The 25,052-nt window shown below is 74.6% G+C and carries 21 protein-coding genes; 16 read left to right on the top strand and 5 right to left on the bottom strand.

Translation table 11 applies throughout. The features are described from left to right. Nucleotides 1-29: 29 nt before the first annotated feature. Nucleotides 30-2,807: a pyruvate dehydrogenase (acetyl-transferring), homodimeric type gene (gene aceE, locus C229_RS0120135; RefSeq protein WP_018656909.1), complete on the top strand. Its 2,778-nt coding sequence runs from the start codon at nucleotides 30-32 to the stop codon at nucleotides 2,805-2,807. 114 nt (nucleotides 2,808-2,921) lie between these two features. On the opposite strand, the gene C229_RS0120140 is transcribed toward aceE, so the two are convergent. From C229_RS0120140 to C229_RS0120155, 4 genes are all read right to left on the bottom strand, one after another. After that, complete coding sequence (locus C229_RS0120140; protein WP_018656910.1) at nucleotides 2,922-3,290, bottom strand: VOC family protein; 369 nt, start codon at nucleotides 3,288-3,290, stop codon at nucleotides 2,922-2,924. A 79-nt stretch (nucleotides 3,291-3,369) separates the two neighbouring features. Beyond that, nucleotides 3,370-4,074: a helix-turn-helix transcriptional regulator gene (locus C229_RS0120145; RefSeq protein ID WP_033424575.1), complete on the bottom strand. Its 705-nt coding sequence runs from the start codon at nucleotides 4,072-4,074 to the stop codon at nucleotides 3,370-3,372. Nucleotides 4,075-4,111: 37 nt separating this feature from the next. Next, on the bottom strand, nucleotides 4,112-5,071 hold the full coding sequence (locus C229_RS0120150; RefSeq protein WP_018656912.1) for an alpha/beta fold hydrolase: 960 nt from the start codon (nucleotides 5,069-5,071) through the stop codon (nucleotides 4,112-4,114). Nucleotides 5,072-5,359: 288 nt separating this feature from the next. Then, complete coding sequence (locus C229_RS0120155; RefSeq protein ID WP_018656913.1) at nucleotides 5,360-6,385, bottom strand: PHP domain-containing protein; 1,026 nt, start codon at nucleotides 6,383-6,385, stop codon at nucleotides 5,360-5,362. A gap of 82 nt (nucleotides 6,386-6,467) precedes the next feature. Here C229_RS0120155 and C229_RS0120160 point away from each other — a divergent pair, with 82 nt between their 5' ends. From C229_RS0120160 to C229_RS0120230, 12 genes are all read left to right on the top strand, one after another. Beyond that, entirely contained in the window at nucleotides 6,468-7,733 is a 1,266-nt protein-coding gene (locus C229_RS0120160; RefSeq protein WP_026313977.1) for a sensor histidine kinase, read from the top strand. Then, entirely contained in the window at nucleotides 7,730-8,386 is a 657-nt protein-coding gene (locus tag C229_RS0120165; protein WP_018656915.1) for a response regulator, read from the top strand. The genes C229_RS0120160 and C229_RS0120165 overlap by 4 nt, the downstream gene beginning before the upstream one ends. 839 nt (nucleotides 8,387-9,225) lie before the next feature. Continuing rightward, complete coding sequence (locus C229_RS35835) at nucleotides 9,226-10,737, top strand: alpha/beta hydrolase (protein ID WP_276203312.1); 1,512 nt, start codon at nucleotides 9,226-9,228, stop codon at nucleotides 10,735-10,737. 679 nt (nucleotides 10,738-11,416) lie between these two features. Then, entirely contained in the window at nucleotides 11,417-12,469 is a 1,053-nt protein-coding gene (locus C229_RS34725) for an acyltransferase family protein (protein ID WP_169513853.1), read from the top strand. Between the two features lie 281 nt (nucleotides 12,470-12,750). After that, a complete protein-coding gene (locus C229_RS0120195) occupies nucleotides 12,751-13,764 on the top strand; it encodes an alpha/beta hydrolase (protein ID WP_205624521.1) in 1,014 nt (337 codons plus the stop codon). Nucleotides 13,765-13,975: 211 nt separating this feature from the next. After that, nucleotides 13,976-15,157: a PucR family transcriptional regulator gene (locus C229_RS0120200; RefSeq protein ID WP_018656921.1), complete on the top strand. Its 1,182-nt coding sequence runs from the start codon at nucleotides 13,976-13,978 to the stop codon at nucleotides 15,155-15,157. Between the two features lie 130 nt (nucleotides 15,158-15,287). Beyond that, the gene (locus C229_RS0120205) at nucleotides 15,288-16,232 is read left to right on the top strand and encodes an ACP S-malonyltransferase (RefSeq protein ID WP_018656922.1); all 945 of its coding nucleotides are present in this window, start codon (nucleotides 15,288-15,290) and stop codon (nucleotides 16,230-16,232) included. Next, complete coding sequence (locus C229_RS0120210; RefSeq protein ID WP_018656923.1) at nucleotides 16,229-17,200, top strand: beta-ketoacyl-ACP synthase III; 972 nt, start codon at nucleotides 16,229-16,231, stop codon at nucleotides 17,198-17,200. The genes C229_RS0120205 and C229_RS0120210 overlap by 4 nt, the downstream gene beginning before the upstream one ends. A 60-nt stretch (nucleotides 17,201-17,260) precedes the next feature. After that, complete coding sequence (locus C229_RS0120215) at nucleotides 17,261-17,527, top strand: acyl carrier protein (protein WP_018656924.1); 267 nt, start codon at nucleotides 17,261-17,263, stop codon at nucleotides 17,525-17,527. 75 nt (nucleotides 17,528-17,602) lie between these two features. After that, a complete protein-coding gene (locus tag C229_RS0120220; RefSeq protein ID WP_018656925.1) occupies nucleotides 17,603-18,904 on the top strand; it encodes a beta-ketoacyl-[acyl-carrier-protein] synthase family protein in 1,302 nt (433 codons plus the stop codon). Between the two features lie 42 nt (nucleotides 18,905-18,946). Continuing rightward, nucleotides 18,947-20,395: an acyl-CoA carboxylase subunit beta gene (locus C229_RS0120225; RefSeq protein WP_018656926.1), complete on the top strand. Its 1,449-nt coding sequence runs from the start codon at nucleotides 18,947-18,949 to the stop codon at nucleotides 20,393-20,395. Between the two features lie 263 nt (nucleotides 20,396-20,658). Beyond that, complete coding sequence (locus C229_RS0120230) at nucleotides 20,659-20,838, top strand: hypothetical protein (protein WP_026313980.1); 180 nt, start codon at nucleotides 20,659-20,661, stop codon at nucleotides 20,836-20,838. 63 nt (nucleotides 20,839-20,901) lie between these two features. Here the strand turns inward: C229_RS0120230 and C229_RS0120235 are convergent, their stop codons facing one another. Beyond that, nucleotides 20,902-21,396 carry a DUF3145 domain-containing protein gene (locus C229_RS0120235; protein ID WP_018656928.1) on the bottom strand — a complete coding sequence of 165 codons (495 nt, stop codon included), beginning with the start codon at nucleotides 21,394-21,396 and terminating at the stop codon, nucleotides 20,902-20,904. Nucleotides 21,397-21,785: 389 nt separating this feature from the next. Here C229_RS0120235 and C229_RS0120240 point away from each other — a divergent pair, with 389 nt between their 5' ends. From C229_RS0120240 to C229_RS0120250, 3 genes are read left to right on the top strand one after another with little or no spacing between them, the layout of a single operon-like run. Continuing rightward, nucleotides 21,786-22,313 carry an RNA polymerase sigma factor gene (locus tag C229_RS0120240; protein WP_018656929.1) on the top strand — a complete coding sequence of 176 codons (528 nt, stop codon included), beginning with the start codon at nucleotides 21,786-21,788 and terminating at the stop codon, nucleotides 22,311-22,313. Next, on the top strand, nucleotides 22,310-22,735 hold the full coding sequence (locus tag C229_RS0120245; RefSeq protein ID WP_018656930.1) for a carboxypeptidase-like regulatory domain-containing protein: 426 nt from the start codon (nucleotides 22,310-22,312) through the stop codon (nucleotides 22,733-22,735). Before C229_RS0120240 ends, C229_RS0120245 begins: the two co-directional genes overlap by 4 nt. Further along, nucleotides 22,728-25,046 carry a CHAT domain-containing protein gene (locus C229_RS0120250; RefSeq protein WP_240487349.1) on the top strand — a complete coding sequence of 773 codons (2,319 nt, stop codon included), beginning with the start codon at nucleotides 22,728-22,730 and terminating at the stop codon, nucleotides 25,044-25,046. The genes C229_RS0120245 and C229_RS0120250 overlap by 8 nt, the downstream gene beginning before the upstream one ends. Nucleotides 25,047-25,052: the final 6 nt, after the last annotated feature.

Raw genomic sequence — 25,052 nt, forward strand, 5'->3', positions numbered from 1 at the left:
CAGCAGAAACGGTAAGCAGAGGGGAACCCGTGGCTTCCGGACGTCACCGCTTTTCGATCATCAGCGACGGCCTGCCGAGCCAGCTGCCCGACATCAACCCGGACGAGACCCGGGAGTGGCTGGAATCGCTGGACACGGTCATCAAGACCGAGGGTCGCGGCAGGGCCCGCTACGTCATGCTCCGCCTCCTGGAGCGCGCGCGGGAGCAGCAGGTCGGCGTGCCCGGCCTGCGCAGCACCGACTTCATCAACACCATCCCGCCGGAGAAGGAGCCCTGGTTCCCCGGCGACGAGCACGTCGAACGCCGCATCCGGGCCTACATCCGGTGGAACGCGGCGATCATGGTGTCCCGGGCCAACCGCCCGAACCTGGGCGTCGGCGGGCACATCGCGTCGTACGCCTCGGCCGCCTCGCTGTACGAGGTCGGCTTCAACCACTTCTTCCGCGGCAAGGACCACGGCGAGTCCGGCGACCAGGTGTTCATCCAGGGGCACGCCGCGCCGGGCGTCTACGCCCGCGCCTACCTGGAGGGCCGCCTCCCGCAGGAGCGCCTGGACGGGTTCCGGCAGGAGATGTCGCACCCGGGCGGCGGGCTGTCGTCCTACCCGCACCCGCGCCTGATGCCGGACTTCTGGGAGTTCCCCACGGTGTCGATGGGGCTCACCGCGATCGACTCGGTCTACCAGGCGCGGTTCAACCGCTACCTGTACAACCGCAAGATCAAGGACACGTCCCGGTCGCACGTGTGGGCGTTCCTGGGCGACGGCGAGATGGGCGAGCCCGAGTCGCTCGGCGCCATCGGCCTCGCCGCCCGCGAAGAGCTGGACAACCTCACCTTCGTCGTGAACTGCAACCTCCAGCAGCTCGACGGCCCGGTGCGCGGCAACGGCAAGATCATCCAGGAGCTGGAGTCGTTCTTCCGAGGCGCCGGGTGGAACGTCATCAAGGTCGTCTGGGGCCGCGACTGGGACCCGCTGCTCGCCCAGGACTCCGACGGCGTGCTCGTCAACCAGATGAACACCACGCCCGACGGCCAGTTCCAGACGTTCACCGTCGAGTCCGGCGCCTACATCCGGGACAAGTTCTTCGGCGACGACCCGCGGCTGCGCAAGATCGTCCAGCACCTCTCCGACGACGACCTGCGGCGGCTGTCGCGCGGCGGCCACGACTACCGCAAGGTCTTCGCGGCGTTCAAGGCCGCGCGCGAGCACGTCGGCCAGCCGACCGTCATCCTCGCCCACACCATCAAGGGCTGGACGCTCGGCACCGACTTCGAGGCGCGCAACGCCACCCACCAGATGAAGAAGCTCACCAAGGCCGAGCTGAAGGAGTTCCGGGACCGTCTCTACCTGGACATCCCCGACTCCGCGCTGGAGGGCGAGCTGCCGCCGTACTACCACCCCGGCGAGAACTCCGACGAGATCCAGTACATGCAGGAGCGCCGCGCCGCGCTCGGCGGGTTCCTGCCGCGCCGCGTCGTGCGCGCCAAGCCGGTCAAGCTGCCCGGCGACGCGGTGTACGCGGAGCTGAAGAAGGGGTCGGGCAAGCAGAACATCGCGACCACGATGGCGTTCGTCCGGCTGCTGAAGGACCTCATCAAGGACAAGGAGATCGGCGCCCGGTTCGTCCCGATCGCTCCGGACGAGTACCGGACGTTCGGCATGGACTCGCTGTTCCCCACGTCGAAGATCTACTCGCCGCACGGCCAGACCTACGACGCGGTCGACCGCAAGCTGCTGCTCTCCTACAAGGAGTCCGAGCAGGGGCAGATGCTGCACGAGGGCATCAGCGAGGCCGGCTCGATGGCCTCGACGATCGCCGCGGGCACCGCGTACGCCACGCACGGCGAGCACATGATCCCGGTGTACATCTTCTACTCGATGTTCGGGTTCCAGCGCACCGGCGACCAGATGTGGGCCTTCGGCGACCAGATGGGCCGCGGGTTCCTGCTCGGCGCGACGGCGGGCCGCACCACCCTCACCGGCGAGGGCCTCCAGCACGCCGACGGGCACTCGCCGCTGCTGGCGGCGACGAACCCGGCGTGCGTCCACTACGACCCGACGTGGGCGTTCGAGCTGGCCCACATCACGCAGGACGCGCTGCGGCGCATGTACGGGTCGTCGGAGCAGCACCCGCACGGCGAGGACGTCTTCTACTACCTCACCGTGTACAACGAGCCCTACCAGCAGCCCGCCGAGCCGGACGACCTCGACGTCGCGGGCCTGCTCAAGGGCCTGTACCTGTTCAAGGCCGGCGAGGCGCGCGAGGGCGCGCCGCGCGCGCAGATCCTCGCGTCCGGCGTCGGCGGCCGGTGGGCGCTGGAGGCGCAGCGGCTGCTTGCCGAGGACTGGGGCGTCACGGCCGACGTGTGGTCGGCGACGTCGTGGAACGAGCTGGCCCGCGAGGCGCAGGCGTGCGACGAGTACAACCTGCTCCACCCCGACACCGAGCAGCGCACGCCGTACGTGGCGCAGCGGCTCGGCGACGCGGCGGGCCCGATCGTCGCCGTGTCCGACTACATGCGCGCCGTCCCGGACCAGATCGCCCCGTGGGTTCCGGGTGACTACTCGTCCCTCGGCACCGACGGGTTCGGGTTCTCCGACACGCGCGCGGCGGCCCGGCGCGCCTTCCACGTCGACGCCGCGTCGATCGTCCTGGCGGTCCTGAGCCGCCTCGCCCGCGCGGGCGAGGTCAAGCACGAGACCCTCCAGCGCGCCATCGAGAAGTACCGCCTCGACGCCCCGGTCTCCGAGGTCTTCGCGGGCGGCGTCGGCTCCGCCGAGAGCAACACCGGCGGCGAGGCATGATCCGGGCGGGCGCGGCGGTGTAGGCCGCGCCCACCCCGAGGCCGGGACGCGTAAAAGCGTCCCGGCCTCGTCGTTTCCGGGTTCGCGGGCGCGTCCGGCCGCCCACGGCGCCCGTCAGACGGCGGGCGGGGAGAAGACGCCGAAGTGGTGGCCGGTGGGGTCGTGGAGCTGGGCGAAGGTGAGGCCGCGGTCGGTGGTCCGGGGCGGGACGAGGATCTTGGCCCCCAGCGACTCGGCGCGCGTGACGGTCTCCTGGACGTCGCGGACGACGACGTAGAAGATCGCGTAGTCGGGGAAGGCGCCGCCGGACGAGAAGACGCCACCGGACGGGGCGTCGGCGCCGGGCGCGGTGACCTCGCGGTAGTCGGCGTCGGCGGGGCCGAACGTCCAGTCGAACAGGTCGGCGTAGAAGCTCTGGACGTCGTCGGGACGGCCGGTGCCGATCTCGAACCAGGCCACCGAGTTGAAGGCCGGGGCAGTCATCGCGGGTCACTCCTAGCGGTCGGGGAAAGCGGTGACCGCAGTCTGCGGGGCGGACGCGACAACCCCCTGTCGGTGTTTCTCAGCCGAATTCGAGGGCGCGGGAGATGGCGGCGCGGGGGTCGAGGGGGAGTTCGTCGAAACGGCGGTCGGGCGCGGTCTCCTCCAGCAGGGCCGCGCCGCGCACGCGGTCGATGCGGAAGACGCGGGCGGCGTCGCGCAGGCGGCACCAGCCGATGAGGTACCAGGTGCGCGCGGACGCGGTGAACGCGACGGGCTCGACGTCGCGGGCGGTGCGGGTGCCGGCGACGTCCTCGTACTGCATCCGGACGACGCGCCGCGCCGTCATCGCCTCCTCCAGCACCGCCGGGACCGACGCCGGGACGGGCTCGTCCGGCGGGACGAGGAAGCGGATGCGGTCGGCCAGCTCGCGGGCGGCGTCGCCGTCGCCGTCCGACATCGCGGTGACGATCTTCTGGAGGGCCGTCCGCGCCGCCTTGGAGTACGGCGACCCGTCCGCCCGCGCGAGCGTGATCGCCACCGCGACCGCCTCGGACGGCGTGAAGTTCAGCGGCGGCAGCGTCCGGCTCCGGTCGAGGGTGTACCCGCCGCCGCGCCCGACGTCGGCGTAGATCGGCACGCCCGCCTGCTGGAGCGCCCCGATGTCGCGCTCGATCGTCCGGGCGCTGACCTCGAAACGGGCGGCCAGCTCCCGCGAGGTGAGCCGCCGCGGCGCGCAGGCGCGCAACTCCTCCACAAGCGCGTACAACCGGTCAGTACGGTTCACCCGGGGCACGCTACGCCTCCCCTCCGACAGAACAGGGTCAGTCGAGGTCGTGGAGGAAGGCGAGCAGCGCCGCGTCGACCTCCGCCGGGCGCTCCTGCTGGGTCCAGTGGCCGGCGCCGGAGATCCAGACGGGGGCGCGGAGGTTCGGGACGAGGTCGCCCATGCGGCCGATCGCCTCGGGGGCGCCCGGCGCGGTGGCGACGAAGTCGCGGTCACCGGCGATGAACAGGGCGGGCGGGGTGATCGGCGCGCGGTGCCAGGCGGCGGTGAGATCCCAGTTGCGGTCGAGGTTGCGGTACCAGTTCAGCGGCCCGGTGAAGCCGCTGTGCGCGAACTCGCGGACGTAGACGGCGACGTCGTCCTCGGTGAACCAGCCCGGCAGCGCGGACGGGGCCGCGCAGACGTCCAGGAACCCGCCGCCCTCGGGCACGATCGGGACGAACGGCGGCGCGTCCCCCGACACCGCCCACAGCATCCGCCGGAACGTCTCGGCGGGGTCGGCGCCCAGCTCCGCCTCGGGCACGTCCGGCCGCTGGAAGTGCACCATGTAGAACCCGTCGCCGAGCAGGCGCCGCAGCGACTCCACCGGCGGGCGGGCCGAGCGCGGCCGGTGCGGCACCGACAGCGCCGCGACGCCGCGCACCCGGTCGGGCCGGAGCTGCGCGGCGCCCCACGCGACCGGCGCGCCCCAGTCGTGCCCGACGACCACGGCGGGCTCGGCGCCGTACGCGTCGATGAGCCCGACGGCGTCGCCCACCAGGTGCAGCAGCGTGTACTGGGCGGCGTCGGCCGGGCCGCCGGTGCGGGCGTAGCCGCGCTGGTCGGGCGCGACCGCGCGGTACCCGGCGTCGGCGAGCGCCGTGAGCTGGTGCCGCCACGAGTACCAGCACTCGGGGAAGCCGTGCAGCAGCAGGACGAGCGGCCCCTCCCCCGCCTCGGCGACGTGCATCTTCAACCCGCTCGCGGACCGGACGGTACGGTGCGTGATCTCGGTCATCCCGGGAGCCTCCCTCTACGGCGCGCGCCTCACGCTAACGACCGCGCCGCGGCCGCGTACGGGCGGGTGCGCCCCGGGCTCGGCGCGGCGCTCGACACCGGCGACGCGCAGCGACGACCGCGTCGCGCGCCGCGTGCGCCCGCCCGTCGGCAGGACCAGCGGGTCACCCGCCGCGTCGAGCGGGCGGTCGTCGCGGCGATCCGGGCTAGCCGGGCCGGGTCCAGGCGAGCAGGTCGTCGAAGCGGGTCACCCGCCGCGTCGAGCGGGCGGTCGTCGCGGCGATCCGGGCTAGCCGGGGCGGGTCCAGGCGAGCAGGTCGTCGAGCGGCAGCGCGTTGACGAGGTGGTCGGCGGTGACGCCCGAGCGGGCGGCGCGTTCGCAGCCGAGCACCTGCCAGTCGAGCTGTCCGGGGGCGTGCGCGTCGGAGTCGATCGAGAACCGGCAGCCCGCCTCCAGCGCGAGCCGGATCAGCCGTTTGGGCGGGTCCTGCCGGTCGGGGCGGGAGTTGATCTCCACGGCGGTGTCGTAGGCCGCGCACGCCGCGAACACCAGCTCGGCGTCGAACTGCGACTCGGGCCGCTTCCCGCCGCGCCGCCCGCCCGCCTGGACGACGCGTCCGGTGCAGTGGCCGAGGACGTTGACGCGCGGGTTCCGCACCGCCTCGACCATGCGCTCGGTCATCGGCACCCGGTCCATCCGGAGCTTGGAGTGGACGCTGGCGACGACGACGTCCAGCCGGTCCAGCAGGTCGGCGTCCTGGTCGAGCGAGCCGTCGTCCAGAATGTCCACCTCGATCCCCGTGAGGACGCGGAACGGCGCCAACTCCTCGTTGAGCGCCGCGACGACGTCGAGCTGGCGGCGCAGCCGGTCGGCCGAAAGGCCGTTCGCGACCGTCAGCCGGGGTGAATGGTCGGTCAGCGCCCAGTACTCGTGGCCGAGGTCGCGGGCGGCGCGGGCCATCTCCTCGATCGGGGCGCCGCCGTCCGACCAGTCGCTGTGGGCGTGCAGATCTCCGCGCAGGGCCGCGCGCAGCTCCGCCGTCGCGGCGTCGATGGGCCGACCCGCCGTGTCCTCCAGGCGGCGCAGGTAGTTGGGCGTCTCGCCGCGCAGCGCCTCCTCGATGACGAGCGCCGTCACCTTCCCCACGTCCGGGAGCGAGGCGAGCGTGCCGTCGGCGGCGTGCCGGGCCAGCTCGCCGGGCGGCAGTTCCCGCACGCGGTCGCGGGCGCGCCGGAACGCCCGCACGCGGTACGTCGGCTCGCCCGCGCGTTCGAGCAGGAACGCGATGCGCCGCAGCGCCTCATCCGGGTCCACGTCCGTGACCTACCCAGGTATGACGCCGGCATCGCACCCAGGGGTCATTCGCCGTCGGCGCCCGGCTCTCTAGCCTGGGCCCATGACCCAAGCCGACCCCCGCGTGCGGGACATGCTGCTCGGCGGCCTGGCCGCCGCCGCGGCGACCGGGCGGGCCGATCCCGCGCCGCTCGACCGGCCCTGGCCGTCCTGGCTGCGCTGGACGCGGCGTGTCGGCGTCGGACGGCTGCCGTTCGGCCTCGTCGTCACCGCCGTCGCCGCCCTCATCGCCGTCGGCGCCACGGCGGGCACGTTCTCGCTGCTCCGCACCGAGATCCCCGGCGCCGGGCCGAGGACGCTGCTGCTCATCTCCGTCGTCAGCGCCGCGCCGCTCGTGCTCGTCGAGCGGCATCCGCTCGGGGCGTGGCGGTGCGTCTTCGCCGGCATGGCGTTCGTGACCGTCGGGGACCGGCTGACCGTGCCGTTCGTGCCCGCCGCGTCCCTCGTCGCGGTCACCGCGCTGTTCGCCGTCGCGCTGCGCTGCCGCCTCGACATCACGGTCGGCGCCACGCTGATCTCGATCGCCGGGGCATGGGTCAAGGGCGCGCCGGTCCTCGGGGCCGCGCTGCTCGTCCTGCTGCCCGTGCTCGCCGGGGCCGTGCTGCGCGTCCGGCGGACGTCCGGCGCCCGCCTCGCCGCCCAGGAGCGCCGCCACCAGGAGGCCGAGGCCGTCCTGACCGAGCGGCAGCGGATCGCCCGCGAGCTGCACGACGTCGTCGCCCACCACATGTCCATGATCGCAATCCAGGCGGAGGCGGCGCCCTACAAGGTCACCGGCCTGCCCGCCGAGACGCGCGGCGACCTCGCCGAGATCCGCGCCACCGCGCTCGACGCCCTGGTCGAGATGCGCCGCGTCCTCGGCGTGCTGCGCTCGGAGGACGGCGCCCAGACCGCGCCGCAGCCCGGCCTCGACCGGCTCGGCGACCTCGTCGAGGGCGCGCGCGGGACGGGCCTCACCGTCCGCGCCGAGACCTCCGGCGACCTGGCGTCCCTGCCGCCCGGCATCGGCCTCACCGCCTACCGGATCACGCAGGAGGCGCTCAGCAACGTCATGCGGCACGCCCCCGGCGCGCTGGTCGACCTGCGCGCCGAGCACCGCGCCGGGACGCTGACGCTCAGCGTCGTCAACGGGCCCGCCGAGACCGGCCGCGCCCGCACGCCCTCGCCGCCCGGCGCCGGGCACGGGCTCGTCGGCATGCGCGAGCGCGCGTCGATGCTCGGGGGCACCCTCACCGCCGCCGCCACCGACGCGGGAGGATTCGGCGTGACCGCGACATTGCCCGTGCCCGGACCAGGAGAAACCGCGTGATCCGCGTCCTCATCGCCGACGACCAGGGCATGGTCCGCACCGGGTTCGGCGTGCTGCTCAACGCCCAGCCCGACATCGAGGTCGTCGGCGACGCCGCCGACGGCGCGGACGCGCTGCGGCGCGTCGCCGAACTCGCGCCCGACGTCGTCCTGATGGACGTCCGCATGCCCGTCATGGACGGCCTGGAGGCCACCCGGCGGCTGCTGGCCGGCGGTTCCGGGCCGAAGGTCCTCATGCTCACCACGTTCGACCTCGACGACTACGTCTACGAGGCGCTGCGCGCCGGGGCCAGCGGCTTCCTGCTCAAGGACGCCTCGGCCGCCGAACTCGCCGACGCCGTCCGGGTCGTCGCGGCCGGGGACGCGCTGCTGTCCCCGTCCGTCACGCGCCGCCTCATCGCCGAGTTCGCCCGGCTCGGCGGGCCCCGCGCCCCGTCCCGCGCCCGTCTGGACGAGCTGACCGAGCGCGAGACCGAGGTCCTCGGCCACGTCGCCCGGGGCCTGTCGAACACCGAGATCGCGACGACGCTGGTGGTGGCCGAGCAGACCGTGAAGACGCACTTCGGCCGGATTCTGATGAAACTCGACCTGCGCGACCGACCCCAGGCGATCGTGTACGCCTACGAAGTGGGCCTCGTCCGCCCCGGCGACTGACCGACCGCTCCGTACGCCGCGCCACCGTCGTCGGCACCCACCGCCTTCACCTCCAGCGGCTCCTCGCCGCGGCGGATCGCCGTCGGCGCCCGGCACGAGCACGCCGCCCGTTCCCCCGCCTGCACCAAGAGCGGGAACCGCGCGACCACCTGCGCCGAGCGCGAGCCCGCCTGCGCTAAGAGCGGGAACCATGCGGCCGCCTGCACCGAGAGCAAGACCGGCTGCGCCGAGCGCGGGAGCCATGCGACCGCCTGCGCCGAGCGCGAGCCCGGCTGCGCCGAGCGCGGGAGCCATGCGACCGCCTGCGCCGAGCGCGAGCCCGGCTGTGCCGAGCGCGGGAGCCATGCGACCGCCGAGCACGAGCCCGCCTGCGCCGAGAGCGGGAACCATGCGGCCGCCTGCACCGAGCGCGAGCCCGGCTGCACCAAGAGCGGGAACCGCGCGACCGGCTGCGCCGAGCGCGAGCCCGCCTGCGCTAAGAGCGGGAGCCATGCGGCCGCCTGCGCCGAGCGCGAGCCCGGCTGTGCCGAGCGCGGGAGCCATGCGGCAGGCTGCGCCGAAAGCAAGATCGCCTGCGCCAAGAGCGGGAACCGTGCGGCCACCTGCGCCGGGAGCGAGCCCGGCTGTGTCAAGAGCGGGAACGTGCGACCGGCTGCGCCGGGAGCGAGAGCGAGAGCCGTGGCGTGCGGCCAGTCCGGTAGGCGTCATACCCGGGTCCTATGGCCGAAGGCGGCTCCCTGGGTTGATGTCCGCCATGTGCCGATCTTTCTACCGTCCTGGTACCGGCAACCGCCTGACCAGGAAGGACACCCACGATGCGCAGGTTCGCAGCGACGGCGATGCTCACGGCCACCGCCGTCGGCACCGCGCTCGCCCCCGCCCCCGCGCCGTATGCGGCGCCCACCGTCACCGCCGCCTCCGGCCTGACGTCCGCCGCTCTCCCCGCCCGCTACGCGGCGGTCCGCGCCGACATCGCCGCCGCGCACGCGACGGCGGTACGCCTCGGCGACGACGACCGCGCCGCCGCCCTCGCCCGCCTGCTCACCCCGGGCCGCACCTTCCTCGCCTTCGACGCCCGCCGCACCGGCCGGGCCGTCGAAGTCCACGGCGACCTGACCCGAGCCCGCCGCATCGCCGTCCTCGTCCCCGGCGCCGACAGCACCCTCACCAACTTCGACGCCCCCAAATGGCCCGGCGCCGCCGCCCGAACCCTCACCCAAGCCCTCAAAGCACCCCCAAGCCACACCGACACCCACACCCCGGCCCCCACGACGCCGCCCCTCCCGACCACACCACCCACCGACACCCAACCCCCCAATCCGATCGCCTCCCCCACCCCACGACACACCCCGACGCAGAAGCCGCCCAACCGAACGCGCGAGCCCACCAGAAGCCCAGCCACACACCCGACACACGAACTCGGGCAATCTCCCACCAGCGAACCGACCACACGCACGACGCACGAACCGAGCCCGACGCGCGAATTCAGGCGGTCTGCCCCCAGGGAAGCGGCCACACGCACGGCACACGGACCGAGCGTTACCCGACGGCTCGGGCAATCTGCCATCACGGAACCGGCAACGCGCACGGCACGCGGACCGAGCCCTACGCGCCAAATCGGGCGATCTGCCGCCAGGGAACCGGCCGTGCGCATGGCGCATGGGTCGAGCCCTACGCGCGGGCTCGGGCGATCTGTCGGCGGGAGACCGGTCGTGCGCGCGGCGCATGGATCGAGTGCTGTGCGTGGGGTCGGGCGGTCTGGCTTCAGGGGTCCGGTTGCGCGCACGGTTCGTGGAGTGGGTCCTGCGTCTGGGCTCGGGGGGTCTTCGGGTGTGGCGGTGATCGCGTGGCTCGGGTATGACTCGCCCTCGACGCTCGGGGCGGGGGTGCTGACCACCGGACGCGCCGACGACGGCGCGCGGGCGCTGCGCGGGCTGCTGGACGGGCTGCGGACGGTGAACCCCCGCGCCACCGTCGCGTTGCTGTGCCACAGCTACGGGACGGTCGTGTGCGCGCGGACCCGTCCGGGACCGGCCGTCACCGACATCGCGTTGTACGGCAGCCCCGGCGTCCCCGCCGCCCACGCGTCCGACGTGAGCGCGACCGCGCGCGTCTGGGCCGGTCGGGCGCGCGGCGACTGGACCGCCTACGTCCCCAAGGTCCGCGTCGCCGGTATCGGTCTCGGCGGCGACCCGGGCCGTCCCGCCTTCGGCGCCCTGCCGCTGGCCCTCGGCGGCGGAACGCACAGCGGCTACCTCCTGCCCGGCTCCGCCGCCCTCCCGGCGTTGCTCCAGGTCACCGTCGGCGCCGTGAACAGCGTCCGAACGGCGAACACGCCGTCCCCGCACTGACCGAAACGCCCCCGAACGCCCGTCTTCCGAACGGAGATCAGCCGTGGCTCACCCCTCCGGCCGAGCAAGCGACCGGCCGACCACCGCGCCGCCGCTCAGCGCCGTACGCGACCGTCCCCCGATCGACCAGCCCGCCACGGACTCCGGCACCAGACGCGCCCACCGGCCGCACGCCGATCGGCAACCCGTGCACAGCGAACCCGCAGCCCCACCCGGCGCCGTCCTCGCGGGCCCGGCCCACCCCGGCCGGACACCCGCCGGAAGCAAACCCACGGCGACACCCGGCGTCATCCGGCGGCTGCGCGGTGAGCGGCTGCCCCGCAGATCCACCGGAGAGCTCGTCCAGCGGGCGCGCGGTGAACGGCTGCCCCGCAGATCCGCCGGAGGGCTCATCCGGCGGCTGCGCCGTGGGGGTCTCGGCGGAGGGCTCATCCGGCGGGTACGCGGTGATCGGCGGCCCGACAGATCCACCGGGGGATTCGTCCAGCGGGTACGCGGTGATCGGCGGCCCGACAGATCCACCGGAGGGCTCATCCAGCGCGTGCGCGGTGATCGGCGGCCCGACAGATCCACCGGAGGGCTCATCCAGCGGGCACGCGGTGAGCGGCTGCCCGGCAGATCCGCCGGGGGGTTCGTCAGGCGGGTGGGGGACGCGACGCCCGACGGGCGGGAGCGGTCCGTGGATGCGTTGCGGTTCTTCGCGATCCTCGGCGTCGTGCTCGGGCACTGGTGCGTCACCGCGCTCACGACCGTGGACGGCACGCTGCGCAGCGCCGGTCCGCTCGCGGCGATGCCGCACCTCGCGCCGCTCACCTGGGTGTTCCAGACCCTCGCGGTCTTCTTCCTGGCGGGCGGTTACGGCGCCGCGCGCGGATACCGGCCCGGGACGCCCTGGCGGGAGTTCGCGTCCGCGCGGCTGGCGCGGCTCGCGCGTCCCGTTCCCGCGCTCCTCCTCGCGTGGACGCCCGCGCTGCTCGTCCTGGCGTGGGCCGGGCAGCCGTACGGATCGCTGCGGACGATCGCCAAACTCGTCGTGAGCCCGCTGTGGTTCCTCGCCGTCTACGCCGTTCTGGTGGCGCTGACGCCGCTCGTCGTGCGCGCCTGGCGACGGTTCGGGCTCTGGACGGTCGCCGCGTGCGTCGCCGCTACCGCCGTCCTCGACGTCGCCGCCCCGAGCCAGGCGAGCTGGGGCACGCTGCTGACCGGCTGGCTCGTCCCGTTCACGCTCGGCGTCGCCTGGGCCTGCGGTGGCCTCGACGGGCGCCGTGTTCCGGCGGTGCTGCTCGTCGGCGGCACCGTCGCCACCGCCGCGCTGCTGATCACCGGCGCCTATCCCGCGAGCATGGTCGGCGTCCCGGGCGAGGCCGTCTCCAACCTCAACCCGCCGACGCTGGCCGCCGTCACGTTCGGCCTCGCCCAGACCGGCCTCGCGCTGCTGCTGCGCGGCCCGCTCACCCGCTGGACCCGCCGCCCCCGCGTCTGGGCGACCGTCGCCCTGGCCAACCTCACCGCCATCACGATCTTCCTCTGGCACCAGACGGCCCTCTTGACCGTCACCCTGCTGACCCTCCCGATCTTCGGCCCCCTCCCCGGCCTCCACACCCCTCCCACCGACGCCACCTGGATCACCGCCCGCGCCCTCTGCCTCCCCGCCTTCGCCCTGACCCTCCTGCTGTTCCTCACCACGTCGCACCACGCCACCAACCGAACCAACAAGGCCCAAGCGAACTAACCACCATCCCCAACCGACACCGGCGAGAGCGCAAACCGTCCATGGCACACCCAGCACGCGACCACACCACAGGACAGACGCGCGGCCCGAGCACACCCGGCGCGCAAGCGCACGCGCCGACAGACGGCGTGCGGCATGCATGACGTGCGGACGCACGGCTGGTCCACGTGGCCCGCTCGCGTGCGGCCGGGCACGTGGCGCGTGTGGGGGTGAGGGGCGGACACACGCGGTGGTGTGCGGGTGCTCGGTCAGGTCGGTGTGTGCTGCTAGACAGTCGGAGCATGCCTTCGATGCCTGTGACGCCGCCGTCGCGTCGCCGGGTGCGCCGGGGGCTGGCCTGCGGGCTCACGATCGCCGGTGTGCTCGTCACCACGGCGGGGACGAGCCGCGCCGAGCCCTACGCCGCGCCCGGCCCGTTGCCCGCGATCACCGCCGGCACGTTGCCCGCCCGCTACGCCGCCGAGCACCGCGCCATCGCGGCCGCGCGGGGCACGGCCCGCCGCGTCGGTGACCGCGCCCGCGCCGCCGCGCTCGACGCGTTCCTGCGCCCCGGCCGCCGGTTCCTGTCGTTCGACCCGCGCGGCGGCGGGCAGGCCGCCGAGACGCTCGGTGATCTCACCACGGCGCGGCGCGTCGCCGTCCTCGTGCCCGGGGCCGACACGACGCTCGGCGCCTTCGACGCGCGGCCGGGCCGTCCCTGGGCGACGCCCGGCGGCGGCGCCCGCGCCCTCTCCGCGCAGGCGGACCGCGACGGTTCGGGGCGCGGGCTCGCCGTCGTCGCCTGGCTCGGTTACGCGGCGCCGCGCATGCTCAGCGGCGGCGTCCTCACCGACGTCCGCGCCGGTCAGGGGGCCGTCGAGCTGCGCCGTTTCCTCGCCGCGCTGCACCGCGTCAACCCGGCCGCCGACGTGGCGCTGCTCTGCCACAGCTACGGCTCGGTCGTCTGCGGCCGCGCGGCACGCGGACCCGGCTTCGCCGCCGGGTCGCGCGTCTCCGATGTCGCCCTCTACGGCAGCCCCGGCACCACGGCCTGGTCGGCGGCGGCGTTCGGCCCCGCGCGCGTCTGGGCGGGCCGCGGCCGGACCGACTGGATGGAGGACGTCCCGCACGTCCGCTTCCTCGGCGTCGGCCTCGGCCGCGACCCCGTCTCCCCCGCCTTCGGCGCCCGCTCCTTCGCCGCGGGCCCCGGCGGCCACAGCGACTACCTCCGCCCGGGCTCCCCGTCCCTGCGCAACCTCACCGCCATCGCCACCGGCCACCCCATCGCCGTCACCCCCGCCTCCCGGCGCCATTGATCAACCCGCCCGGCACCGCTCCGAGGGCGTGTGTCTCTGCGTGGCCGGGTGCGCGGGTCCGGGGTTCTGCGCGGGTTGCCCATGGCGGGGTTCGGAGGGGGCCGTAGGGCGTGATCAGCGCTCCTAGCAGGGGTTGTGTGCGGGCATAAAGGTGACGCGGATGCGCGTGGGAGTGGTCCCGGCATGGTGAGGTTGGTGGCACTCTGTGCGGGTGGACAGTGCGAGTGAGGCCCGAATCCGCGAGCAGACGACCGAGCGCCTGGAGAAGGCGATGGGGAGTTTCGGCACGGCCGCGCTCGCCAGCATGGAGCAGCACCTGCCCTGGTTCCGGCGGATGCCGGCGGACCAGCGCTCCTGGATCGGGCTCGTCGCGCAGGCCGGGATCGCCGCCTTCGTCGAGTACTTCAAGACCGGCGAGCAGACGCGTCCCGCCATCGCCGGGGAGGTGTTCGGCACCGCCCCCCGCGAGCTGCTGCGGGCCATCAAGCTCCGGCACACCATCGACATGGTCCGCGTGATCATCGACGTGGTCGAGAACCGCCTGGCCGAGCTGGCCGCGCCCGGCGGCGAGGCCCAGCTCCGCGAGGCGATCCTGCGCTACACCCGCGACGTCGCGTTCGGCGCGGCGCAGGTCTACGCCCAGGCCGCCGAGACCCGCGCGGCATGGGACGCGCGGCTCGAAGCGCTCGTCGTCAACGCGGTGATGCGCGGCGAGGTCGACGACGGGATGCACTCCTGGGCGGCGGCGCTCGGCTGGACGTCCAAGCCGGTGACGGTCATCGCCGGGCACACCCCGCCCGACGAGGAGCCCGAGGTCACCATCGACCAGATGCAGCTCGCCGCCCGCCGCGCCCGCGTGGACGTGCTCGCCGGGGTGCAGGGCGACCGCGTCATCGTGATCGTCGGCGGCGCCGAGGACCCGATGGCCGCCGCGCGCCCCATCGCGGCCAAGTGCGGCCCCGGCCCGGTCGTCGTCGGGCCCTCGGTCGCCGACCTCTACGACTCCACGATCGCCGCGCGCGCCGCGATGGCGGGCCTGCGCGCCGCCGCCGCCTGGCCCGACGCGCCGCGCCCCGTGAACGCGCACGACCTGCTCCCCGAACGCGCCCTCGACGGCGACGACGCGGCCCGCGCCTACCTCGTGGACGAGGTCTACCACCCGATGCTCGCCGCCGGCGCCCCCCTCCTGGACACGCTCACCACCTACCTCGAACAGGGCTCCTCCCTGGAGGCGACCGCCCGCCTCCTGTTCGTGCACCCGAACACGGTGCGCTACCGGCTGCGCCGCGTCACCGAGCTGACCGGGCTGGCCCCGGCCGACGGACGCAACGCCTTCACGCTGCGCATCGCCCTGGCCCTGGGACGTTTCGCCGCTCGCCCGGCCCGGGGCTGACCCGCCCCGCGCCGCTCACCGCCGGTGAAGTCCGGATTCGCGGCTTGTAGGGGTCGTACAAAGCCCCGTGGCGAAACTTCGTGGCGATCGGTATCGGCACGGCGGGTCCGCGACGGGCAGGCTTGTCGCTGTGATCCTCCTCGCATCGCCCGGCCAGGGCGCCCAGACCCCCGGCTTCCTGCGGCCATGGCTCGACGTGCCCGGCGTCGCGGACCGGCTGGCCTGGTGGTCGGCGGTCAGCGGGCTCGACCTGGTGCGCTACGGCACCGAGGCCGAGGCCGAGGAGATCCGCGACACCGCCATCGCCCAGCCGCTCTTGGTGAGCGCGGCGCTGGCCGCCTACGAGGCCCTTTACTCGATCACCCCCGACGCCGCCGGTGCGCCGGGCGGCCCCCGGCCCGACGCGGTCGCCGGGCACAGCGTCGGTGAGCTGGCCGCCGCCGCCATCGCCGGTGTCGTCACTCCGGAGAGCGCCCTGGTGCTGGTCCGCGAGCGGGGCCGGGCCATGGCCGAGGCCGCCGCCGTCACCGAGACCGGCATGACGGCCGTACTCGGCGGCGACGCCGACGAGGTGCTCGCCGCCATCGACAAGCACGGCCTCACCCCCGCCAACGTCAACGGCGCCGGGCAGATCGTCGCCGCCGGTACCGTCGGGCGGCTCGCCGCGTTCGCGGCCGAACCGCCCGCCAAGGCCAGGCTGCGCGAGCTGTCGGTCGCGGGCGCGTTCCACACCGAGCACATGGCCCCGGCCGCGGAGACGCTGCGCCGGCTCTCGCCCGGTGTCACCGTCGCAGACCCGGCGATGCCGCTGCTGTCCAACCGGGACGGCGCCGTCGTCGGGTCCGGCCGCGAGTACCTGAACCGGCTCGCCGAGCAGGTGAGCGCGCCCGTCCGCTGGGACGCGTGCATGGAGACGATCCGCGAGCTGGGCGTCACCGCGATCATCGAGCTGCCGCCCGCCGGAACGCTCGTCGGCCTGGCGCGGCGCGAGCTGCGCGGCGTCGAGCTGCTCGCCCTCAAGACCCCCGACGACCTGGACAAGGCCCGCGCGCTCGTGAAAGAGCACAGTTCATGACCGGGGCCGCACTGCGCGTCAACGACGTCGCCACCGGTTCCCGCGTCCTGGCGTTCGGTGACTACCAGCCCGCCAAGGTCGTCACCAACGACGACCTCGCCCGCACGGTCGACACCAACGACGAGTGGATTCGCAGCCGCGTCGGCATCGTCGAGCGCCGGATCGCCGCGCCCGGCGAGACCATCGTCGACATGGCCGCGCAGGCCGGGGGCAAGGCCCTCGCCGGAAGCGGGCTCTCCCCCGCCGACATCGACCTCGTCATCGTGGCGACGTGCTCGGCCGAGACGCCGATGCCGAACCAGGCCGCCGCGGTCGCGCACCGCCTCGGCATCGAGGCCCCCGGCGCCTTCGACCTCAACGCCGCCTGCGCCGGGTTCTGCTACGGCCTGGCCGCCGCCGACGCCGCCGTCCGCACCGGCTCGGCCCGCAACGTGCTGGTGATCGGCGCCGAGAAGATGTCCCAGTGGATCGACTGGACGGACCGGTCGACCTGCATCATCTTCGCCGACGGAGCGGGTGCCGCCGTGGTCGGTGCCGCCGCCGAGCCGGGCATCGGCCCGGTGGCGTGGGGCAGCGCGGGCGCCCATGCCGACCGCATCGCGATCGCTGACCGCACCTCGTTCCTGCGGCAGGAGGGTCAGGCCGTCTTCCGCTGGGCGACGACCGCCGTCGCGCCCGTCGCGCTCGCCGCCTGCGAGCGCGCCGGAGTGGCGCCCGACGATCTCGCCGCCGTCGTGCCGCACCAGGCCAACCTGCGGATCGTGGAGGCCATCGCCCGCAAGGTGAAGGCCGCCAACGCGGTCGTCGCCGACGACATCAGGCGCTCGGGCAACACCTCGGGCGCCTCGATCCCCCTCGCCCTGTCCCACATGATCGAACGCGGCGACGTCCCGTCCGGAGCCCCGGCCCTGTTGATCGGGTTCGGTGCCGGATTGGCCTACGCTGCCCAAGTCATCCAGATCCCGTAGGCCCTCGAGCGCCTGCACCGGTCTTTCTGGACCAACCCACCGAAGGAGATTACGAGCACCATGGCAGTCGCCACCGAGCAGCAGATCCTGGACGGCCTCGCGGAGATCATCGACGAGATCGTCGGGATCGACAAGTCCGAGGTGACCCCGGAGAAGAACTTCATCGACGACCTCGACATCGACTCGCTGTCGATGGTAGAGATCGCGGTGGCCGCCCAGGAGCAGTTCGGCGTCGAGATCCCCGACGACGAGCTGCGCAACCTGAAGACGGTCCAGGACGTGATCAACTTCGTCCAGAACCTTCAGCAGAACGGCGCGAACGCCTGAGCCTCCGGGGCGGCGGGCCGCCGTTCCCGGCGGCCCGTCGCCACCCGCACCCCCCTTTTCCGAGGAGCACTCACCATGACCGACAAGACCACCGTCGTTGTGACCGGGCTCGGTGCGACCACCCCGCTCGGCGGCGACGTGCCGTCGACGTGGTCCGCGCTGCTCGCCGGCCGATCCGGGGTGCGCCCGCTGGAATGGGACGGCGTGGAGGAACTGCCGGTGCGGTTCGCGGCGCAACTCGCCGTCGATCCGGCCGAGTCGATCCCCCGCCCGCAACTCCGGCGGCTCGACCGCAGCCAGGCGATCGCGCTGATCGCCGCCCGTGAGGCATGGGGCCACGCGGGCTTCGCGCCACCGGTGAAGCGCAACCGCAAGGGTGAGATCGAGCAGCCCGCGCCCGACACGGGCTTCGTCGTGGACGGTGACCGCCTCGGCGTCGTGGTCTCCAGCGGGATCGGCGGCCTGCACACGGCGCTGAACAGCTACGACGTGTACAAGGAGAAGGGCTGGTCGCGGGTCTCGCCGTTCACCGTGCCGATGCTGATGCCGAACGGCGCCTCCGGGCACGTCGGCATCGAGTTCGGTGCGATGGCCGGTTCGCACGCCCTCGTCAGCGCCTGCGCCTCCAGCGGCGAGGCCGTCGGCTACGCGATCGACATGATCCGCGCGGGCCGCGCCGACGTGGTGATCTGCGGCGGCACCGAGTCGTGCATCCACCCGCTCCAGATGGCGTCGTTCGGCGCCATGCGGGCGATGTCCACCCGCAACGAGGAGCCACAGCGCGCCTCGCGCCCCTATGACAAGAACCGGGACGGCTTCGTCCTCGGTGAGGGCGCCGCCGTGATGATCCTGGAGTCGGAGGAGCACGCGCGGGCGCGCGGCGCCGAGATCCACGCGATCGCCGCCGGGTGCGGTTACTCCGGCGACGCCTACGACATCGTGCTGCCCGACCCCAGCGGCGGCGGCCAGGCCAAGGCCATGCGCCGCGCCCTGGAGGACGCCGGGCTCGGCGCGGACGACATCGTGCACGTCAACGCGCACGCCACCTCGACGCCCGCCGGTGACGTCGCCGAGCTCGCGTCCATCAAGGCCGCGCTCGGCCCGGCGGCCGAGCGGATCACCGTCACCGGTACCAAGTCGATGACCGGTCACCTGCTGGGTGGCGCGGGCGCGCTGGAATCGGTGATCACCATCCTGACCCTGCGGGAGGGAGTCGTCCCGCCCACCGCGAACCTGGAGGACCTGGACGACGAGGTCGATCTCGACATCGTGCGCGGCGAGCCGCGTCCGATGCCGGAAGGCCCCGCCGCGGCCCTCAACAACTCGTTCGGTTTCGGCGGCCACAACGTGTCGGTCGTCTTCCGTCGCGCCGTCTGACACGGGGTTTCGCTCCAGACGCGCAGTGACCAAAGGAGCATCGTGACCGTTCTCGACAACCGGCTCGCCGAGGTCGGCGCCCCCGGCACCGCATCCGCCGAGCCCGCCGACCCGCGACACCCGAGAGCACGTCTGTCCGCGCTGTTCGACACGGCGACGTTCCGGCCGTTCGGCGACGAGAGCGACGGCAGCGGGATGCTCGCGGGCGTCGGGCGCGTCGAGGGCCTGCCGGTGGTGGCGTTCGCCTCCGACCCGCGCGTGCAGGGCGGCGCGATGGGCATGGCGGGCTGCGACGCGATCGTCGCCGCCTACGACCACGCCGTCCGCGAGCGGCTGCCGATCATCGGGCTCTGGCACTCCGGCGGCGCGCGTCTCGCCGAGGGTGTCGAGTCGCTGCACGCGGTCGGCCAGGTGTTCGCGGCGATGACCCGGGCCTCCGGGATCGTCCCGCAGATCTCCGTCGTGCTCGGCGCCGCCGCCGGCGGCGCCGCGTACGGGCCGGCGCTGACCGACGTCGTCGTGCTGTCGCAGAGCGGCAAGATCTTCGTGACCGGGCCGGACGTCGTGCGGTCGGTGACCGGCGAGGACATCGACATGGCCTCGCTCGGCGGCCCCGAGCCGCACTCCCGCAAGTCGGGCGTGGTGCACGTGGTCGCCCGGGACGACACCGAGGCGATCGAGCGCGGGCGGCGGCTGGCGGTGCTGCTCGGGCACCAGGGACGCGTCCGCACCGACGACGTCGACGAGCGCGACTTCTCGGACGTGCTGCCCGAGAACGTCCGCCGGGCCTACAGCGTGCACCCGCTGGTGCGGGGCGTCGTCGACGACGCCGAGGGCGACTACGTCGAGCTGCACCCCAAGTGGGCGCCGAACATCGTGACCTCGCTCGGCCGCCTCGGCGGCCGGACCGTGGGCGTCATCGCCAACAACCCGCTGCGGCTCGGCGGCTGCCTGGACTCCACCTCCGCCGAGAAGGCCGCCCGCTTCGTGCGGATGTGCGACGCCTTCGGGGTGCCGCTGCTGGTGCTCGTGGACGTGCCGGGGTACCTGCCCGGCGTCGGGCAGGAGCACGAGGGCGTCGTGCGGCGGGGCGCCAAGCTGCTGCACGCGTTCGCCGCGGCGACCGTGCCGCGCGTCACCCTCGTCACGCGCAAGGCGTACGGCGGTGCCTACATCGCGATGAACTCGCGTTCGCTCGGCGCGACGCGCGTCTTCGCCTGGCCGACGGCGGAGCTCGCCGTGATGGGGGCCGTCGCGGCGATCCGCGTGCTGCACCGGCGCAAGCTGGCCGCGGTGCCGGAGGAGGAGCGCCCGGCTCTGGAGGCGGAGCTGGCGGCCGAGCACGAGAAGATCGCGGGCGGCCTGGAGCGCGCGCGCGACCTGGGAGTGGTGGACGAGGTGATCTCCCCCGCCACGACCCGGCAGGCTCTGGCGCGTGCGATCGCCGAGGCGATTCCGGCGCGTGGTGCGCATGGCAACATCCCTCTCTGACGCGGGTTCCGGCCGCCGCCTCACCTAGGCGCCGGCCACCTGCCGAGAGACTCGCGCACGAAAGCCACCTCCGCGCGACACTTCTTCTTCCTGTGGATAACCGCTGCCCGCTCGCCGGACCCGGGAAAGCGGCCGTTCCGCCTTCCCACGCGGCGTTTTGAGCCCGCACGCGCCGGTCGCGGCGTCCACCGCGACCGGCCGAAGGCCGCCTTCCGGCGGAGGAGCCGTAGTGGTCCGGGCGGGAATCGGCCATCATGAGCGGCATGAGCGATGACACACGCCCCTCCGCCGCCGAGGCGGACGGCGCGGGCCGCTGGACGAGCCTGCCGCCGCACACGCCGCTGAGCGAGCTGACCACCGGCCAGGAAGTGCCGCCTTCCCCGCAGGTCATCCGGGAGGGCGGCCCCACCGCCGTCGACGAGGCGACGCAGTCGGGCGGCTGACCCACCGCGACGTCGAGGGCCGGACGCCGCGGCGTCCGGCCCTCGAACCTGTCGCGGCCCGCCTCAGACGGCCGCGTGCAGCCAGCGGACGGGTGCGCCGTCACCCGCCCGGCGGAACGGCTCCAGCTCGTTGTCCCAGGGCGTGCCGAGCAGCCGGTCGAGCTCGATCTCCAGGGTCGTCTTCCCGAGGGCCGCGTTGGCCATCACGGTGCGCAGCCGGTCCTCGGGGATCATGATGTCGCCGTTGGCGCCGATCACCCCGGTGAAGACGCCGAGCGAGGGGGTGAAGCTGAACCGGACGCCGTCGCAGCCGGGGGTGGGGTCTTCGGTGCACTCGAAGCGGGCGAGCTTCCAGCTACGCAGCGCGGAGGTGATCCCGGCGGCCGTGCCGGGCTTGCCCTCCCAGTGCAGTTCGGCGCGCAGCGTCCCGGGCGCGGCGGGCTGGTCGGCCCACTCAAGGGACACGGGCACGCCGAGGACACCTGCGGCGGCCCACTCGATGTGCGGGCTCAGCGCAGGTGGCGCGGAGTGGACGTAGAAGACGCCACGTGCGGTCACCGGACCTCCTGGATCTGTACCGAGGCTCGTCTTCCCCTACGGCCTCGTACGCCCCAGAACGGCGTCCGCGCCCCTCATTCTGCATCATCGGCACGAGACGCACCACCGCCCGGGGCTTCTTCGTCGAAGGCTTGACCGCACGTCTTACCCCCTTCCACCGCTTTATGCCCAGGCCGCACCAGGGTTGACAGTGCGGGAGAAAGCTTCCGAAACGACGGCGAGGGTTCCGGGTTACCCAGCCCATCCGTTGATCACTCATCAGGATTTCGACACGGACCGGCGGCAGGTCGATAACCAAAGCGTGTACTTAGCGTCGCCATACGTGCACGTTCGGCAATCTGAGGCAGGCGTGACCCGTCGGATGGCACGCCTGCGTGGGAGGAACGGCGTTGGACCTGCTCGAACAGGCAGACCCCGGTGATCTGGTGCGCCGGGCCCGGCGCGACGACGAGGACGCGTGGAACGCGCTCGTCACTCGCTACAGCGAGCTGCTGTGGGCCGTGGCGCGGTCCTGCCGTCTCGGCGACGCCGACTGCGCGGACGTCGTGCAGATCACCTGGCTTCGCCTGATCGAGCGCCTCGACACCCTGCACACCCCCGAGCACGTCGGCGGCTGGCTGTGCACGACGGCGCGGCGCGAGAGCCTGCGCCTGGCCGCCGCGCGCGGGCTGCCGCCCATCCAGGACGTCCCGGCCGCGGCGGCCTCGCCGCACGACATCGTCGCCGCGCGCGAGAGCGTCTGCGCGGTCGCCACGGCGCTGCGCCGGCTGGGACGCCCCTGCCGCAACCTGCTGCGGGTCCTCGCGCTGACGTCCCGCTACAGCGAGGTCGCCGCCGCCCTCGGCATGCCCACCGGCAGCGTCGGCCCGAGCCGCGCCCGCTGCCTCGCCGCCCTGCGCCGGGAGCTGGCCGGATGAACGACGAAGCCCTCACCCGTGCGGCGGCCACCGCGTTCGCCGACATCGACCCCCTGCCCGGCGGCGTCCTGGACGCCGCGCGCGACGCGCTGCGCCACCGGCTCCCCGGTGCGGTGCTGGCCGAGCCGGGCGACCCGTCCGTCCTGCCGTGCGGCGTGCGCGGCGGCGACGGGCAGCGCGTCGCGTTCTCCGGAGGGGGCGCGAGCGTCGAGCTGTCCGTGCGCGGCGCCGAGCTGACGGGCCGGGTGCGGCCCGTCCCCGCGTCCCCGGTGACGCTGCGCCGCGCCACGGGGCCGTCCGCGCGGCAGGCCGCCGACGACGCCGGGCGGTTCGCGTTCTGTGACCTGCCGCCGGGTCCGGCCAGCATCGTGTTCGCCGGTCCGGACGGCGCCACCGTCGCGACGAGCTGGTTCCGTGTCTGACCCGGTGCAGGCGATCGACGACGCCGGGAACGCCTACGCGCGGGCGCTCGCCCGGCTCGCCCAGCTCGACGGCCTCACCGCGCGCGGCGACCTCGCGGCGGCGCTGGCCGAGGCGCGGCTCGCCCGGTCCGTCCTCACCGGCCGCGACGCCGACCGGCTCGACGCGGCCATGGCCCGCACGCTCGCCGGGGCGGGCCGCCTCCAGGAGTCGCTGGCACTCGCCGAGGACACGCTGCGGCGGCTGCGCCGGTCGGGCGACGTCGCCACCCGGATCGACCTGCTCGTCTCGCTCGGCCGCGCCCAGGCCGAGCGCGGCTCCACCGGCTGCGCGGTCACCGCGCTGACCGAGGCCGTCGGGCTGGCCGAGCGGGCGCGGCTCGGCAGGCGCGCGGCGTCGGCCGGGGCCGACCTGGCGCGCGCGGTGGCGCTCACCGGGAACCTGCCCCGCGCGCTGGCGCTGTTCGCCTCCGTCCAGCCCCGCCTGCACGGAGCGGCGTCCGTGCGGTGCCGCCTCGCGCACGCCGAGACGCTGCTGACGGCGGGGCTGCCCGGGGAGGCCCGCGCGCTGCTCGACGTCTCCGTCCTCGCCGCGCGCGAGGCGGGGCACGGCGCGCTGGCCGCCGACAGCCTGCTGCTCCTGGGGCACGCGGCCCTCGCGGAGGGCGACGCCGACGCCGCCACCGCGATCGCCGGGCGGGCGCTGACGGCGTTCGCCGAGCAGCATCGGCACGGCTACGTGCCCGTCGCCGAGCACCTGCTGGTCCGCGCGCGCTGGGCGGCCGGGGAGCGTTCCGCGCTGCTGCTCGGCACCGCGACGGCCGTCGCCGCCCGGCTCGACGGAGCGGGCTGGGTCTCGGCGGCGGCCGAGGCGCGGGTCGTGGCGGCCCGTGTCGCGCTGTGTCTGGGACGGCCCGACCCCGGCGGCCACCGGGCGCGGGGCCCGGTCGCGGTGCGGATAGCGTCGCTGCACGCCACCGCGCTCGACCGGTTCGCCCGCTCCGACCGGGACGGCGCGCTCAACGCCGTCCGGACCGGGCTGCGACTCCTGGAGGAACACGCCGACGCCCTCGGCGCCCACGAGCTGCGCGCGCACGCCACCGGGCTCGGCGCGGACCTCGCGGAGTTCGGCGCCAAGCTGGCGCGCACACCACGTGAACTCCTCGACGCCGAGGAACGGCGGCGGTCGATCGTCCGGCGTCTCGTGGCCGTCCGCCCGCCGCCCGACCGCGCCCGCGCGGAGACGCTGGCGACGCTGCGGTCGCTGAGCGCCGCCCAGACGACGGCGACCGCGCGCGGCGCCTTCTGCCCGGTGCTCGCCGAACGCCTGACCCGCCTGGAGGCCGGACTGCGCGCGACGGCGCTGCACCGGGACGCGCCGCCGACGCAGGGACCGCCGCCCCGCCTGAACGTGGAACGGCTGGCCGCCGCGCTCGGCGAACGCGTCCTGGTCGAACTCGTCCGCATCGGGGACGCCCTGCACGCCGTGACCGTCCGGGACGGGCACGTCCGCCGGCACACGCTCGGCGGCTACGGCGCGGCGCGGCAGGCCGCGCTGCTGCTGCGCTCCGCGCTCGACCGGGCGGCCGAGGGCGAGTTCGAGCGGCTGCCCGAGCTGCCCGTGCTCGAACCGCTGCGCGACGTGCTGGGCGACCGGGCCGTGGTCCTGGCGCCGACCGCCGCGCTGCACGGCGTGCCCTGGGCGGCCGCCGCGCCGCTGGCGGGACGCCCGTTCACCGTGGTGCCGTCGGCGGCCGCGTGGCTGCACGCGTTCGAGCGTCCCGCCGCGCCGGGCCCCGTGGTGCTGGCGGCGGGGCCGGGCCTCGGCCACACCGACCGGGAGCTGCGGAGCCTGGCGCGCGTGCATCCCGCGTCGGTCACGCTGACGGGTGAGGCGGCGACGGTACCGGCGGTCACCGCCGCCCTCGACGGGGCCGCGCTGGCGCACCTGGCCGCGCACGGCACCTTCCGCTCGGGCAATCCGCTGTTCTCGCACCTGCGCCTGCACGACGGCCCGCTGTGCGTGCACGATCTCGAAGACGTCCCGGTCCTGCCGCGCGTGCTCGTCCTGGCCGCCTGCGACGCGGGCCTGTCGGCCGCAGGCGACGCGGTGCTCGGGCTGCCCGGCGCGCTGCTCGCGCTGGGCGCGGCGACGGTCGTCGCGTCGGTGACGCGCGTGTCCGACGAGGCCGCGCCCGCGTTCATGGAGTCCCTGCACAGGGCCCTGGGCTCCGGCGTCGCACCCGCCGAGGCGCTGGCGCGCACCCCGCCGCATCCCGGCACCGCCGGGTTCATGTGCTTCGGGGCGGGCTGACCCGGT

Source organism: Actinomadura flavalba DSM 45200 (genome assembly GCF_000374305.1).
In the GTDB taxonomy this organism is placed as follows: domain Bacteria; phylum Actinomycetota; class Actinomycetes; order Streptosporangiales; family Streptosporangiaceae; genus Spirillospora; species Spirillospora flavalba.

Bases quoted from the DNA above. Each gene is read 5' to 3' on its own strand.
- C229_RS0120140 (WP_018656910.1), bottom strand. From the start codon at position 3,290: ATGACTGCCCCGGCCTTCAACTCGGTGGCCTGGTTCGAGATCGGCACC.
- C229_RS0120150 (WP_018656912.1), bottom strand. From the start codon at position 5,071: ATGACCGAGATCACGCACCGTACCGTCCGGTCCGCGAGCGGGTTGAAG.
- C229_RS0120160 (WP_026313977.1), top strand. From the start codon at position 6,468: ATGACCCAAGCCGACCCCCGCGTGCGGGACATGCTGCTCGGCGGCCTG.
- C229_RS35835 (WP_276203312.1), top strand. From the start codon at position 9,226: ATGCTCACGGCCACCGCCGTCGGCACCGCGCTCGCCCCCGCCCCCGCG.
- C229_RS0120195 (WP_205624521.1), top strand. From the start codon at position 12,751: ATGCCTTCGATGCCTGTGACGCCGCCGTCGCGTCGCCGGGTGCGCCGG.
- C229_RS0120210 (WP_018656923.1), top strand. From the start codon at position 16,229: ATGACCGGGGCCGCACTGCGCGTCAACGACGTCGCCACCGGTTCCCGC.
- C229_RS0120215 (WP_018656924.1), top strand. From the start codon at position 17,261: ATGGCAGTCGCCACCGAGCAGCAGATCCTGGACGGCCTCGCGGAGATC.
- C229_RS0120220 (WP_018656925.1), top strand. From the start codon at position 17,603: ATGACCGACAAGACCACCGTCGTTGTGACCGGGCTCGGTGCGACCACC.
- C229_RS0120230 (WP_026313980.1), top strand. From the start codon at position 20,659: ATGAGCGATGACACACGCCCCTCCGCCGCCGAGGCGGACGGCGCGGGC.
- C229_RS0120245 (WP_018656930.1), top strand. From the start codon at position 22,310: ATGAACGACGAAGCCCTCACCCGTGCGGCGGCCACCGCGTTCGCCGAC.